This window comes from Magnetospirillum sp. ME-1, from assembly GCF_002105535.1.
In the GTDB taxonomy this organism is placed as follows: Bacteria; Pseudomonadota; Alphaproteobacteria; order Rhodospirillales; family Magnetospirillaceae; genus Phaeospirillum.
Window position 1 is genome coordinate 4,436,643 of the sequence record NZ_CP015848.1, and the last position, 13,537, is coordinate 4,450,179.

At 67.8% G+C, this 13,537-nt stretch carries 14 protein-coding genes; 5 read left to right on the plus strand and 9 right to left on the minus strand.

What is annotated here, in order from left to right:
* Position 1 precedes the first annotated feature (1 nt).
* From ispG to WV31_RS20710, 5 genes are all read right to left on the minus strand, one after another.
* Positions 2–1,114 carry a flavodoxin-dependent (E)-4-hydroxy-3-methylbut-2-enyl-diphosphate synthase gene (ispG, locus tag WV31_RS20690; RefSeq protein WP_085375291.1) on the minus strand — a complete coding sequence of 371 codons (1,113 nt, stop codon included), beginning with the start codon at positions 1,112–1,114 and terminating at the stop codon, positions 2–4.
* Positions 1,115–1,231: 117 nt separating this feature from the next.
* A complete protein-coding gene (locus tag WV31_RS20695) occupies positions 1,232–2,455 on the minus strand; it encodes a helix-turn-helix domain-containing protein (RefSeq protein ID WP_085375292.1) in 1,224 nt (407 codons plus the stop codon).
* 68 nt (positions 2,456–2,523) lie between these two features.
* Entirely contained in the window at positions 2,524–4,797 is a 2,274-nt protein-coding gene (gene ptsP / locus WV31_RS20700; RefSeq protein ID WP_085375293.1) for a phosphoenolpyruvate--protein phosphotransferase, read from the minus strand.
* 1 nt (position 4,798) lies between these two features.
* Positions 4,799–5,833 carry an NAD(P)H-dependent flavin oxidoreductase gene (locus tag WV31_RS20705; protein WP_145980935.1) on the minus strand — a complete coding sequence of 345 codons (1,035 nt, stop codon included), beginning with the start codon at positions 5,831–5,833 and terminating at the stop codon, positions 4,799–4,801.
* A gap of 24 nt (positions 5,834–5,857) precedes the next feature.
* Positions 5,858–7,078: an aspartate kinase gene (locus tag WV31_RS20710; protein WP_085375295.1), complete on the minus strand. Its 1,221-nt coding sequence runs from the start codon at positions 7,076–7,078 to the stop codon at positions 5,858–5,860.
* A 189-nt stretch (positions 7,079–7,267) separates the two neighbouring features.
* Here WV31_RS20710 and ubiG point away from each other — a divergent pair, with 189 nt between their 5' ends.
* Entirely contained in the window at positions 7,268–8,002 is a 735-nt protein-coding gene (gene ubiG / locus WV31_RS20715) for a bifunctional 2-polyprenyl-6-hydroxyphenol methylase/3-demethylubiquinol 3-O-methyltransferase UbiG (protein WP_085375296.1), read from the plus strand.
* Here ubiG and WV31_RS20720 read toward each other — a convergent pair.
* Positions 7,999–8,412, minus strand: a complete 414-nt coding sequence (locus WV31_RS20720) for a DUF1178 family protein (RefSeq protein WP_085375297.1) — start codon at positions 8,410–8,412, stop codon at positions 7,999–8,001. The genes ubiG and WV31_RS20720 overlap by 4 nt on opposite strands.
* A 55-nt stretch (positions 8,413–8,467) precedes the next feature.
* Between WV31_RS20720 and WV31_RS20725 the strand changes: the two genes are divergently transcribed.
* Positions 8,468–9,001, plus strand: coding sequence for a class I SAM-dependent methyltransferase (locus tag WV31_RS20725; RefSeq protein ID WP_085375298.1), 534 nt, complete (start codon positions 8,468–8,470; stop codon positions 8,999–9,001).
* 1 nt (position 9,002) lies between these two features.
* Here WV31_RS20725 and WV31_RS20730 read toward each other — a convergent pair whose 3' ends face one another.
* From WV31_RS20730 to WV31_RS20740, 3 genes are read right to left on the minus strand one after another with little or no spacing between them, the layout of a single operon-like run.
* Positions 9,003–9,830 carry a carbon-nitrogen hydrolase family protein gene (locus WV31_RS20730; RefSeq protein WP_085375299.1) on the minus strand — a complete coding sequence of 276 codons (828 nt, stop codon included), beginning with the start codon at positions 9,828–9,830 and terminating at the stop codon, positions 9,003–9,005.
* Positions 9,827–10,090, minus strand: a complete 264-nt coding sequence (gene grxC, locus WV31_RS20735; protein ID WP_085375300.1) for a glutaredoxin 3 — start codon at positions 10,088–10,090, stop codon at positions 9,827–9,829. Before grxC ends, WV31_RS20730 begins: the two co-directional genes overlap by 4 nt.
* A 40-nt stretch (positions 10,091–10,130) precedes the next feature.
* Complete coding sequence (locus WV31_RS20740) at positions 10,131–10,859, minus strand: ComF family protein (RefSeq protein WP_085375301.1); 729 nt, start codon at positions 10,857–10,859, stop codon at positions 10,131–10,133.
* 46 nt (positions 10,860–10,905) lie between these two features.
* Here WV31_RS20740 and WV31_RS20745 point away from each other — a divergent pair, with 46 nt between their 5' ends.
* The 3 genes from WV31_RS20745 to map are packed head-to-tail and all read left to right on the plus strand — an operon-like array spanning position 10,906 to position 13,314.
* Positions 10,906–11,793 carry a methyltransferase domain-containing protein gene (locus tag WV31_RS20745; protein ID WP_085375302.1) on the plus strand — a complete coding sequence of 296 codons (888 nt, stop codon included), beginning with the start codon at positions 10,906–10,908 and terminating at the stop codon, positions 11,791–11,793.
* Positions 11,793–12,503 carry a DNA/RNA nuclease SfsA gene (sfsA, locus tag WV31_RS20750; protein WP_085375303.1) on the plus strand — a complete coding sequence of 237 codons (711 nt, stop codon included), beginning with the start codon at positions 11,793–11,795 and terminating at the stop codon, positions 12,501–12,503. The genes WV31_RS20745 and sfsA overlap by 1 nt, the downstream gene beginning before the upstream one ends.
* Before the next feature lie 7 nt (positions 12,504–12,510).
* Entirely contained in the window at positions 12,511–13,314 is an 804-nt protein-coding gene (map, locus tag WV31_RS20755) for a type I methionyl aminopeptidase (RefSeq protein WP_085375304.1), read from the plus strand.
* The last annotated feature ends 223 nt before the right edge of the window (positions 13,315–13,537 follow it).

Genomic DNA, 13,537 nt, shown 5'->3' on the forward strand with positions numbered 1-13,537 from the left:
ATCAGCTTCCCTTTTGCTTGGCGGCCTCGATCTCGGCGGCGCGCGCCTCGACCAGTTCGACGATGTGATCCACCATGGACTTGCCATCCACGTTGTGGTCGGGCGAGCCGCCGATATAGACCTTGTGGCTGTCGGCCCCGCCGCCGGTGATGCCCACCATGGTCTCGCGGGCCTCGCCGGGGCCGTTGACCACGCAGCCCAGGATGGACAGGGTCACGGGGGCACGCACGTGCGACAGGCGGTTCTCCAGGGTCTCCACCGTCTTGATGACGTCGAAGCCCTGACGCGCACAGGACGGGCACGAGACGATGCGCACGCCGCGATGGCGCAGGTCCAGCGCTTTGAGCATCTCGAAGCCGACCTTGACCTCCTCGGTGACGTCGGCCGAGAGGGAAACGCGCAGCGTATCGCCGATGCCCTGCCACAGCAGCGAGCCGATGCCGATGGACGACTTCACCGTGCCGCCGATCAGGCCGCCGGCCTCGGTGATGCCGAGATGAAGGGGATAGTCGCAGGCCTTGGCCAGGCCCTGATAGGCGGCCACGGCCAGGAACACGTCGGAGGCCTTCACGGCGATCTTGAACTCGAAGAAGTCGTTGTCTTCCAGCAGCTTGGCGTGTTCCAGCGCGCTTTCCACCAGGGCTTCCGGGCAGGGCTCGCCGTACTTGTCCAAAAGGTGCTTGTCCAGCGAGCCGGCATTGACGCCGATGCGCATGGAGCAGCCGTGATCCTTGGCGGCCTTGACCACTTCGCGCACCCGCTCGTGCGAGCCGATATTGCCGGGATTGATGCGCAGGCAGGCGGCGCCGGCCTCGGCCGCCTCGATGCCGCGCTTGTAGTGGAAATGGATGTCGGCGATCAGCGGCACCGGCGATTCCTTGGCGATCTGCCTGAACGCCCTGGTCGAATCCTCGTCGGGGCAGGAGACGCGCACCAGATCGGCGCCGGCATCGGCGGCCCGCCTGATCTGCTCCAGCGTCCCCTTGACGTCGGTGGTCAGCGTGTTGGTCATGGTCTGCACCGAGATGGGGGCATCGCCGCCGACCAGCACCGAACCGACACGGATTTGCCGCGACTTGCGCCGGGCGATTTCACGGTAGGGCCGCAGACTCATGGGACACTCTCGCTGTACAAAAGGGGCCTTCGCCCCGGCCGGCGGTGAGGCCGGTCGGGGCGAGGCGTTATAACGCATTCAGGCCAAGCTCCGAAAGCGACAACCTGTTTAGGGTTATCAGCCGCCGGCCGCCAGCTTGTCGGGATCAAGCCGGATGTCGCGCCGGACCTGCCCCGCCGAACCCAGCGCCGGAGCCTTGCGGCCGTCCACGCTGACCTCGAGCGAACCGGCATTGCCCACCATCAGGTTGAGCCCCGAGCGGTTGGGAACCCGGAAGCTGTCGCCCTTGCGCAGCAGACGGCTCATCAGCAGCGACCCGTCCACCTCGCGCACCTGAATCCAGCAATCGTCGCCGGTGGCCTTCAGCACCACGCGGGCATCGGCATACTCGGTGCCATAGACCTTGCCATCCGGAGTGGAAGTGGCGGCCTCGGCCTTGGGCGGCTCCACCTTGGCCGGCTCCACCTTCGCCGGTTCGGCCTTGGGGGGCTCGGCCTTGGGCGGCTCCACCTTCGCCGGTTCGGCCTTGGGAGGCTCGGCCTTGGGCGGCTCGACCTTCGCGGGTTCGGCCTTGGGAGGCTCGGCCTTGGGCGGCTCCACCTTCGCCGGTTCGACCTTGGACGGTTCGGGCGCGGCGGGGGTCTGTTGCAGCGCCGGCGACTGGATGGCGGCGGGCTTCTCCTCCTCCGCCTCCTGGGGCGGAACCACCTCTTCGCGGGCCTTTTCCTCGGCCGGCTTGGGCGCCTCGGCCGCCGACTTGGCATCGCCGGTCAGGCTGGCCTGACGGTTGAGCACCCCGGCCAGACGGTCGGGCAGCGGCGGCACCATCTCGGTGACCTTGGTCTCGGCCGACGACAGCAGATACCAGCCGCCATAGGCCACCGCCGCCAGGATCAGCCCCAGGAAGATCACGGCGCCGCCGGGAATGCGGCCCTCGGACACCGGGGACGGGAAGGTCAGCTCGGTGCGGTTCTTGAAACCGCCCGCCCCTTCTTCGCGGAAGCGGCGGACCATCTCCTCGCTGTCCAGGCCCAGGAACTCGGCGTAGGAGCGCAGGAAGCCGGCGGCATAGGTGCCGCCCGGCAGGTCGCGGTGACGTCCCTCTTCCAGGGCTTCCAGGAAGGGCTGGCGGATACGCAGCAGCTTGGCGCAATCGGGCAGGGCCTTGCCCATGCCCTCGCGCGCGGCGCGCAGGGTGGCCCCCACGCCGGCCGTGACGGCCAGGGACGCGGCAGGCGCAGGCTCGGGCTCGGCTTCGGCGACGCTCACCGGCAGGGAAGCCTCGGCGGGAGTCTCGGCGGGAATCTCGGTCTGCTGGGGATCGGAATCAGTGCTGTCCACGTCGGGCGAGCCTTTTCGCAATGCGTGTGGCGACCTTGTTTAGCAAATCCCCGCGCGGGGTGGCAACATCACAAGACCACGCCGTGATCCAGCGCGAAGGTCTTCAGCTTGTTGCGCAGGGAATGGTCCGGCGACTTGAGGAGCGTGTTGAGGTAGGCCTCCAGCGCGCGGATATCCAGGCTGCGGATCATGGTCTTCACCGGGCCGATATTGGGCGCCGACAGCGACAGGTTGCGGATGCCGGCGCCGATCAGGGCCATGGCCTCCAGCGGGCGGCCCGCCATCTCGCCGCACACCGAGAGCGATACGCCGTACTGGCCGCACTTCACCGCCACGTAGCGCATGAAGCGGATCATGGCCGGGGCCAGCGGGTCGTAGCGCTCGGCGATACGCGGATTGCCGCGATCGACGGCGAACAGGAACTGGGTCAGGTCGTTGGAGCCGATGGAGACGAAATCCACCATGGGCAGAAGCGCGTCCAGCTGCAGGGCCAGGGCCGGCACCTCCAGCATGGTGCCCACCAGCACCTTGGAAGGCAGCGGGTTGCCCGCCTGACGCTCGTGATCCAGCTCCTTGTCGAGGATGCGACGGGCCTGAATGAATTCGGAGACCTCGGCGATCATGGGGAACATCACCGACAGCTCGCGCCCCTGGGCGGCGCGCAGCAGGGCGCGCAGCTGCGAGCGCATCACCGCCGGGCGGTCCAGCGTGATGCGGATGGACCGCCAGCCCAGCGCCGGGTTGTCCTCCTCATAGGGGTTCCAGTAGGGCAGCACCTTGTCGCCGCCCACGTCGAGCGTACGGAACACCACCGGCCGTCCCTCGGCCTGATCGAGGATCTTCTTGTAAAGCAGGGTCTGGGCCGCCACGTCGGGCAGGCTGGAGCGCGCCATGAACGGCAGCTCGGTCCGGTACAGGCCGATGCCGTCGGCCCCCGATTCCACCAGATGCTGCAGGTCGAGCAGCAGGCCGGCATTCATGTGGATGCCGATCTTCACGCCCTGGGGCGTGACCGCCGGCAGGTCGCGCAGGCGGGCATAGACGGCCTGGCGCATCTGACGCTGGCTGATGGCGTCGATATAGGTTTCGCGGATGTCGTCGGGCGGGCGGATGAACACCTGGCCGTTGTCGCCATCGCAGATCACCGGGTCCAGGGGCTCGATCTTGTCGAGCACGTCCTTGACCCTGCCCACCACCGGAATGTCCAGCGCGCGCGCCACGATGGCCACGTGCGAGGTGGCCGAGCCCTCCTCCAGCACCAGGCCGCGCAGACGCTTGGGGTCGTAGTCGAACAGCTCCATCGGCCCCAGATTGCGGCCGATCAGGATGGCGCCCTCGGGCAGGTCGGCGGCGCCCGGGCGCTGCTCGCCGTCGCCGCCGGCCAGATGCTGCAGCAGGCGGTTGGCCAGATCCTCGAAATCGTGCATGCGCTCGCGCAGGTAAGGATCGGTGATCTGGCTCATGCGGGCGCGGGTGTCGTCGTGGACCTTCTGCACCGCCGCCTCGGCGGTGAGGCCGGTGCGGATGGCCTCGTTGATGCGGTTCAGCCAGCCCTTGTCCTCGGCGAACATGCGATAGGTCTCGAGCACGTCGCGGTGCTCGCCGTCACGCATTTCGGGGCGCGAGAACAGCTCCTCCAGCGCCAGCTTGATGCCGGTCAGCGCCTTCTTCAGGCGCTCCAGCTCGGCATCCGGGTCCTCGGCCACCAGCCGCTGGATGGTGATGCGCGGCCGGTGCAGCACCGCCACGCCGACGCCGACGCCGCCGTTGAGCTTGACGCCCTCCATGCGCAGCGGCAGCAAAGCGTTGCCGTCCACCGGCACCAGCTCGGCGCGGTTGACCAGCTCGCCCGAGACGACCAGCTCGGCCAGCACCATGGCCACGGTCTCGAGGGTCTCGATCTCCTCGTCGGTGTAGTGGCGCATGGTGCGGTTCTGCACCACCACCACGCCGACCACGCGCGAACCGCGGATGATGGGCACGCCCATCAGCGAGTGGAAGATCTCTTCACCGGTTTCCGGGCGGAAGACGAAATTGGGATGGGCCTGGGCGTCGGCGAGCGCCAGCGGCCGCGCATGGGCGGCGATGTCGCCGACCAGGCCCTCGCCGACCCGCAGGCGGGTCTGGTGCACCGATTCCTTCTTCAGGCCCTCGGTGGCGAACAGTTCGAGGACCTCGCCGGCGCGCATGACGTAGCACGAGCACACCTCGGCCACCATATCGGCGGCAATCAGCTTGACCACCTTGTCCAGGCGGTCCTGGGCCGAGCCGCTGCCAGCCATGACGTCGCGCAGACGTCCCAGCAGGCGGCGCGAGACGGAGGTCATTCCCGCGCTCTGCATTTTAGGCCTGCACCGGAACGGGGCCGTGGCGATCCGCCAGGGCGGCCAGGGCCTGGGACAGCAATTCCTGCAAGATATCGGCGGTGGGCTGCTCGCGCGTCACCATGCCGACGCTCTGGCCGGCCATCAGCGAGCCGTTCTCCACGTCGCCGTCGATGACGGCGCGTTTGAGCGCTCCCGCCCAGAAATGCTCGATCTCGAGCTGGGCGTCCTTCTGCTCGATCTCGCCGGCCTTGAAGCGGGAGATGACGTCCAGCTGGAACAGGATGAAGCGCCTGGTGGCGTTGTTGGTGAGCGCGCGCACCGGAATCACCGGGAATTGCGGATCCACCTGCACCGAGGGCAGGGCGTCGCGGGCGGCGGCGCGGATGAAGGCCTGCTTGAAATTGGGGTGCGCGATGCACTCGGTGGCGCAGACGAAGCGGGTGCCCAACTGGCAGCCGGACGCCCCCATCTCCAGGTAGGAGACGATGGCCTCGCCCCGGCCGATGCCGCCGGCCACGAAGACCGGCACCTGCTCGACCACGGGAAGGATTTCCTGGGCCAGCACGCTGGTGGCCACAGGGCCCACATGGCCGCCGGCCTCGGCGCCTTCGATCACCAGGGCATCGACGCCTGAGCGCAGCAGCTTCTTGGCCAGCACCACGGCGGGCGCGAAGCAGATCACCTTGGCCCCGGTGTCCTTGGCCCGCTTGATGGCCGCCGCCGAGGGCAGGCCGCCGGCCAGCACGATGTGGCCCACCTGCATCTCGCCGCAGACGTCGATCAGGGACTCCAGCTCGGGATGCAGCGTGATGAGGTTGACGCCGAAGGGCCTGGCGGTCAGCTCCTGGGTGGCGCGGATCTCCTCGCGCAGCAGGGCGGGCGGCATGGAACCGCAGGCAAGCACGCCAAAGCCGCCGCCATTGGAGATGGCGGCGACCAGCCGGCGCTCGGAAATCCACGACATCGCTCCACCCATGATGGCGTATTCGGTGCCGAGAAAGTCCCGTCCGCGCCGCCACAGGTGTTCGAGCCGCTGCCTCGCCTTATCCATCAGGCCCTCTGGCAAGTGCCCCGCTTACGCGGCGTCCAGACCGTAGGCGGTATGAAGCGCGCGCAGGGCCAGTTCAGTGTACTTTTCCTCGATCAGCACGCTGATCTTGATCTCCGAGGTGGAGATCACCTGGATATTGATGCCTTCCGACGCCAGGGTCTGGAACATCTTCTGGGCGATGCCGGCGTGCGAGCGCATGCCGACGCCGATCACCGAGACCTTGACCACGTTGGGGTCGGCCAGCAGCTTCTCGAAGCCGAGAGTGCCCTTGGCGTCTTCCAGCACCTTCTTGGCCCGCTCCAGATCGGCGTTGCCGACGGTGAAGGTCAGGTCGGTGGACTTGCCGTCCTCGGACACGTTCTGGACGATCATGTCCACGTTGACCGCCGCATCGGCCAGGGGGCCGAAGATGGAGGCCGCCACGCCCGGCCGGTCGGCCACGCGCACCAGGGTGATCTTCGCCTCGTCGCGGCTATAGGCGATGCCGCTCACCAATTCCTTTTCCACGATCTCATCCTCATCGCAAACGAGAGTACCGGGCTTGTCTTCGAAGCTGGAAAGAACCTGCACGCGCACGCGGTGCTTCATGGCCATTTCCACCGAACGGGTCTGCAGCACCTTGGCGCCCACCGAGGCCAGCTCCAGCATCTCCTCATAGGTGATCTTGTCGAGCTTCTTGGCCACGGACACGATGCGCGGGTCGGTGGTGTAGACGCCGTCCACGTCGGTGTAGATGTCGCAGCGGTCCGCCTTCAGGGCGGCGGCCAGCGCCACGGCCGAGGTGTCCGAGCCGCCACGGCCCAGGGTCGAGATGCGGTTGTCCGGGCCCAATCCCTGGAAGCCGGCGACCACCGCCACTTCGCCCTTGCCCATGCGCTCGATCATCTCGTCCGTCTCGATGGACATGATGCGCGCCTTGCCATGGACGCCGTCGGTGCGGATCGGCAGCTGCCAGCCGCACCACGAGCGGGCATTGACCCCCAGCTCCTGCAGCGCGATGGCCAAGAGGCCGATGGTCACCTGCTCGCCGGTGGCGACCACCGCGTCGTATTCGCGGGCGTCGTGCAGCGGCGCCACCTGATTGCACCAGGCGACCAGCTGGTTGGTGGCGCCCGACATGGCCGAAACCACCACCGCAACCTCGTTGCCGGCGTCGAATTCCCGCTTGACGCGGTTGGCGACGTTCTTGATGCGCTCGATGTCGGCGACCGACGTGCCGCCGAATTTCATAACGATGCGAGCCATGAGAAAACCCTTGTTGTCGCAGCCCCGGGCTGTTCCTTATCCTCCCTCGCCGATGGCCCGCGAAAAACTCTCGTTTGCGCGGTTGCCGCCGGAAGGGCGCGTATTCATACTCTGTCGCCCAGCGGGACGCAAGCACGGCCCCCTGACGAAATGTTGACGGGCGATACATCGAAGGCGGAGTGGAAATTCATGGTTCAACTGGGCACCGCATCGCCCGAGGAAATCGCCCGGTTCACCGCCATGGCCGAGGCCTGGTGGGACCCCGCGGGCAAGTTCAAGCCGCTGCACCGCTTCAACCCCGTGCGCCTGGCCTTCATGCGCCGCCACTTCGCCGCCCATTTCGGCCGCGACGAAACCCTGATGCGCCCGTTCGAGGGCTTGACCCTGCTGGACGTGGGTTCGGGCGGCGGCCTGCTGTCCGAGCCCCTGGCCCGCATGGGCTTTGCCGTTACCGGCATCGACGCCGGCGACAGGAACGTCGCCATCGCCCGCCTGCATGCGGAACAGACGGGTGTGGAGGTGGAGTACCGGGTGGCGACGCCCGAACAACTGCCCTCCGACGAAATGTTCGACGTTGTACTGTCCATGGAAGTGGTCGAGCACGTGCCCGACGTCTCGGCCTTCCTCGGCCACGCGACGGCGCATCTGAAGCCGGGTGGCGTCTTCATGGGGGCCACCTTGAACCGCACCGCCAAGGCCTGGGCCCTGGCGGTGGTCGGGGCCGAATACGTCCTGGGCTGGCTGCCCAAGGGCACCCATGACTGGCATAAATTCGTCCGCCCCTCGGAATTCGCCGCCATGTTGCGCGACCACGGCGTCACCGTGCGCCAGATGGCCGGCATGGCGTTCAATCCGCTGTCCGATTCCTGGCGCGAGACGGAAAACCTCGACGTCAATTACATGCTGTTCGGGGTGAAGGCCTAATTCCCCTCGGCCACCCAGGGGATGCGGGCGACGGCGACACCTTCGTCCTCGAGCTCCTGGGCCTGGTCGGGGGTGGCCTCGCCGTAGATGGGCCGGGCCTCGGCATCGCCGTAATGGATCTTGCGCGCCTCGTCGGGGAACTTGTCGCCCACGTAGTCGCAGTTGGCCTGCACCTTGTGCTTCAGGTCCACCAGCATCTTGCGCAATTCGCCCGCCGCTGCCTTCGCGTCCAGCGCGTCGCCGCGCGCCTTGGCCAGGCGGGGCGCCATGGGGGCCTTCTCGATGTGGGAATCGCCGCAGACCGGGCAGGAAATCTCTCCGGCCGCCGCTTGGCCGTCATAGGTGGCGCCGTCCTTGAACCAGGCTTCGAAATGATGCTTGGCCTTGCAGCGCAATTCGAACAGGATCATGGCCGCTGATATCCGCTATCCGCGTTCTTGGTAACAGATACGGTCCGCAAAAGCCATGGGCACCGATCCATTCCGCGTCGCCCCCTCTGCCTGGATCGCCCGCTTCGCCGCCCTGGTTCCGGCTGGGGGCTGCGTGCTCGACCTCGCCTGCGGCGGAGGACGGCATTCCCGCCTGTTCCTCGACCGGGGCCACGCGGTCACCGCGCTGGACCGCGACGTGGCCCAGGCGCGCCTCGCCGAGGGAGCCGAACTGATGGCCGCCGATCTGGAGGACGGCTCGCCCTGGCCGCTGGCGGGAAGGCGCTTCGACGCGGTGGTGGTGACCAATTACCTGTGGCGGCCGCTGTTTCCCGTCATCCTGGCGTCCTTGAATCCGGGCGGCGTACTGCTCTACGAGACCTTCGCCGCCGGTAACGAGAAATACGGCCACCCGGCCAATCCCGACCACCTGCTGCGGCGCGGCGAATTGCTGGAACTGGCCGGCGGCCTGACGGTCGTCGCCTATGAAGACGGCGTCGAGGGCGGCGCCAAGGTGGTCAGCCGCATCGCCGCCGTCAACGGGCCTGGGCCGGCGGCGCTTCCCGCCTGACCTAGCGCTTCGGCACCCCGAACGGCCGGTCGTGGTCGAGACAGGGGATCTTGCGCCTTGCGTCCTTGACCTTTTCCGGATCGATGTCGGCCATCACCCAGCCGGGCCGTTCCAGGGCGTCGGCCAGCACCTCGCCCCACGGGCTGACGATCAGCGCGTGGCCGTAGGTCTGGCGGTCGTTGACGTGCTCGCCGCACTGGGCGGGGGCGAAGACGTAGCAGCCGGTCTCGATGGCCCGGGCCCGCAGCAGCACATGCCAGTGCGCCTTGCCGGTGGTCCGGGTGAACGCCGCCGGCACCGCCAGGAAGCTTGACCCGGCATGGGCCAAGGCCCGGAACAGATGGGGGAAGCGCAGGTCGTAGCAGATGGACAGCCCCAGCCGCCCCCAGGGCAGGTCGACGCAGACCGCGTCGTCGCCGGGCTGGAAGGTGGCGGATTCCTTGTAGACCTCACCCAGGCCCAGATCCACGTCGAACATATGGATCTTGGAATAGCGGGCCGCGATCTCGCCGTCGGGGCGCAGCACATAGGTGCGGTTGGCGACCATGCCGCCCTCCAGCAATACGTGCAGGCTGCCCACATGCAGCCAGACGCCGATCTCGCGCGCCAGGTCGCGGAAGAACTTCAGCGCCTGGTGGTCCTCTTCCGGCTGGGCCTTCAAGACGATGTTGGAGCGCCCCCATTCCATCATGGCCACGTTCTCGGGCATCAGAATCAGGTCGGCGCCGGCCACGCGGGCCTCGACCGCCAGGGCGGCGGCGGCCTCGCAATTGGCCATCAGGTCGTTGGAGGCGTTGACCTGAAGGCAGGCCGCCTTGAAGCTCCTCATGCCCCGCCCGCCAGCATGGGATCGAGCTTGCCGTCCTTGTCCAGCGCATAGAGGTCGTCGCAGCCGCCCACATGCACGCCGTCGATGAAGATCTGCGGCACCGTGCGGCGTCCGCCGGCCCGGTTGGTCATGTACTGGCGCAGGCCGTCATCGGTCGAGACGTTGATCTCGGTGTAATCGACGCCCTTCTTGGCGAACAGCTTCTTGGCCTTGACGCAATAGGGGCAGACGTCGGTGGTGTAGATCTCGATCTCGGCCATGGGGGGCTCCAGGTTTGGTTACCGCCCTTATATAGCGCAGCTAGCTCTCCCGCACCACCCGCCCCAGGGTCAGAACATCCACCGAAACGGCGCCGGCCTTGAGCAGCACGCGGGCGCATTCGTCCACCGTGGCGCCGCTGGTCATCACGTCGTCCACCAGCACGATCCGGCGCCCCTCCAGACGGGGCCGCAATCGGTCCGCCACCGTGAAGGCCCCGGCCACGTTGCGGGCCCGCGCATCATGGCCGAGATGGCCCTGGGGCGGCGTGCGCCGCGTGCGGACCAGCATCCCCGGCTCCACCGCCACCTTGGCCATCCGCCCGATGGCGTTGGCCAGCAGGGCCGCCTGGTTGTAGCGCCGGACGAACAGGCGCCAGCGGTGCAAGGGCACGGGGACCAGCAGATCGGCCTCGGCCAGCATGGCTCCGCCGGCCCGCGCCATCCAGCGGGCGAAGGCGTCCACGCCTTCCAGGCGGTCGGCATGCTTGAGACGCAGGATCAGCGCCTTGGACGCGTCGTCATAGCGCAGCACCGCCCGCGCCCGGGCATAGCGCGGCGTCCGCCGCGCGCATTCGCCGCACACCACGCCGTCGCCCGGGTCCAGTTCGAAGGGCAGGCCGCAGCAGGCGCAGGCGGGCTCGCCCAGGAACACCATGGCCGACCAGCATTGGGGACACAGGCTGCCCGGCTCGGCCACCTCCGCGCCGCAGGACAGGCAGAGCGGCGGCAGCAGCGCGTCGATCACCAGACGTGCAATCCTGACCGGCATCTTCTCCCCTTCCCTCCCCTGGTGCGGACATGCCATACAGCCTGACATGAGAATCTTCGACCGCCAGCTGGTGCGCAAGCGCCGCGACCGTGCCGCCGGCACTTTCGTCGCCCACGACTTCCTGATCCGCGAGGTGGCCGAGCGGCTGGCCGACCGCCTGGAAGACGTCAAGCGACGCTTTCCCATGGCGCTGGATCTCGGCTGCCACACCGGCGAGATGGCCGACACCCTGCGGGGGCGTGGCGGCATCGAGACCCTGGTGCAATGCGACCTGTCGCCCGCCATGACGGCCAAGGCGGCGGCCAACGGCCACCCCACCCTGGCCGCCGACGAGGAATGGCTGCCCTTCGCGCCCGCGAGTTTCGATCTGGTGGTGTCGTGCCTGTCGCTGCACTGGGTCAACGACCTGCCGGGAACCCTGCTGCAGATCCGCCGTGTCCTGAAGCCCGACGGGCTGTTCGTCGCCGCCCTGCTGGGCGCGGGAACGCTGGCGGAGTTGCGCCAGTGCCTGGCCGACGCCGAACTGGCCGAGGAAGGGGGCTTAAGCCCCCGTGTCGCCCCCTTCGCCGACGTCAAGGATCTGGGGGCGCTGTTGCAGCGGGCCGGCTTCGCCCTGCCGGTGGCCGATGCCGATACCGTTGCCGTCAGCTATGCCGATCCCATGCGGCTGATGGCCGATCTGCGCGGCATGGGCGAGACCAACGCCGTGGCGGCCCAGCGCAAGGGGCTGACCCGGCGCGCCACCCTGCTGCACGCCGTGGCGCTCTATCAGGAGCGCTTCGCCGGCCCCGACGGCCGCCTGCCCGCCACCTTCCAGGTGCTGACCATGACCGGCTGGGCGCCGCACCCGTGCCAGCCCGCCCCCGCGCCCCAGGGCTGCGCCGTGCCGGGCCTGAACGGCTTCAACAGCCGCATGAGCCCCGAGACCGAGTGATGCGCTTTTCCGCTCCCCTGGTCCGCGCCACCCTGATCAGGCGCTACAAGCGTTTCCTGGCCGATGTGCGCTTCGACGACGGAACCGAGACCACCGCCCATGTGGCCAATTCCGGCGCCATGCTGGGCACCGCCGAACCCGGCATGGAGGTATGGCTGTCGCCCGCCTCCAATCCCGAACGCAAGCTCAAATGGAACTGGGAGCTGGTGACGGTGGACGGCCATCTGGTGGGCGTCAACACCGCGCACCCCAACCTCATCGTGGCCGACAGCGTGGCCGCCGGGCTGATCTCCGAGCTGGCCGGTTACGAGTCCATCCGCCGCGAGGTGAAATACGGCGTCAATTCCCGCATCGACCTGTTGCTGGAAGCCCCCGAACGCCCCAAATGCTGGGTGGAGGTCAAGAACGTCCATCTGAAGCGGGGTGATTGGGCCGAATTCCCCGACGCGGTCACCGTGCGGGGCGCCAAGCATCTGGCCGAACTCACCGACCGGGTCCTTGCCGGCGAGCGCGCCGTGATGGTCTATCTGATACAGCGGGAAGATTGCGCCGGGTTCCGGCCCGCCGCCGATATCGACCCCACCTATGCGAAAGCCCTGGCCCAGGCGATACGCGACGGCGTCGAAGCGATCTGCTATACCTGCCGCCTGTCGACCGGCGGTATCGAGCTGGGCGAGCCCCTGGGCATGGATTTGAGCGAACGGATCTGAAGGACCGATGGAACACGAAGACAGGGAATATTCCCGCATCCGCCGCCACGGCCCGGCCGATTTCGAAGGCATGCGCAAGGCCGGCCTTCTCGCCGCCCAGACCTTGGACTTCATCGCGCCCCACGTGGTTCCCGGCGTGACCACCGCCGAGCTGGACCGCCTGTGCGCCGAGTTCATCACGTCGCGCGGCGCAGTCAACGCGCCCATGAACTACCGCGGCTTTCCCAAATCCATCTGCACCTCGGTCAACCACGTGGTCTGCCACGGCATTCCCGGCGAAAAGCGCCTGGAGGACGGCGACATCGTCAACATCGACGTAACGCCCATCGTCGACGGCTGGCACGGCGATTCGTCGCGCATGTACTACGTGGGCAAGGTGGGCGTGAAGGCCCGCAAGCTGGTGGAGGTCACCTACGAATCCCTGATGCGCGGCATCGAGGTGGTCAAGCCCGGCGCCACGCTGGGCGACATCGGCCACGCCATCCAGAGCTACGCCGAAAAGCACCGCTTCTCGGTGGTGCGCGACTTCTGCGGCCACGGCCTGGGGCGCATCTTCCACGAGCCGCCCAACGTCATGCATTACGGCAATCCCGGCGAGGGCGCGGTGCTGGCCGAAGGCATGTTCTTCACCATCGAGCCCATGATCAACGCCGGCCGCTTCGAGACCAAGATTCTGGCCGACGGCTGGACGGCGGTCACCAAGGACAAATCCCTGTCCGCCCAGTTCGAGCACTCCATCGGCGTCACCGCCACGGGCTGCGAGATCTTCACCCTGTCCCCCGCCGGGCTGCACTGCCCCCCATACCAGTAGGTTTGGGGCAGGAGCCGCCTTTACCCGCCTCGCCTTTCCGGCGAGATGGCGGCGGCATGCGGCATTGCGCCGTCCCTCTCGGGGAGGGACCTTATGCTTTTTCTCCGTCGCTATGTGAGGTCCTTCACATTAGCCTATGCCGAATGGGGGTATTGTGGCGGTGATGCGATCAGGTCCGCATCATTTTTGGTGATGGGCAATTCATCGCGTGTTAACGTTTCCT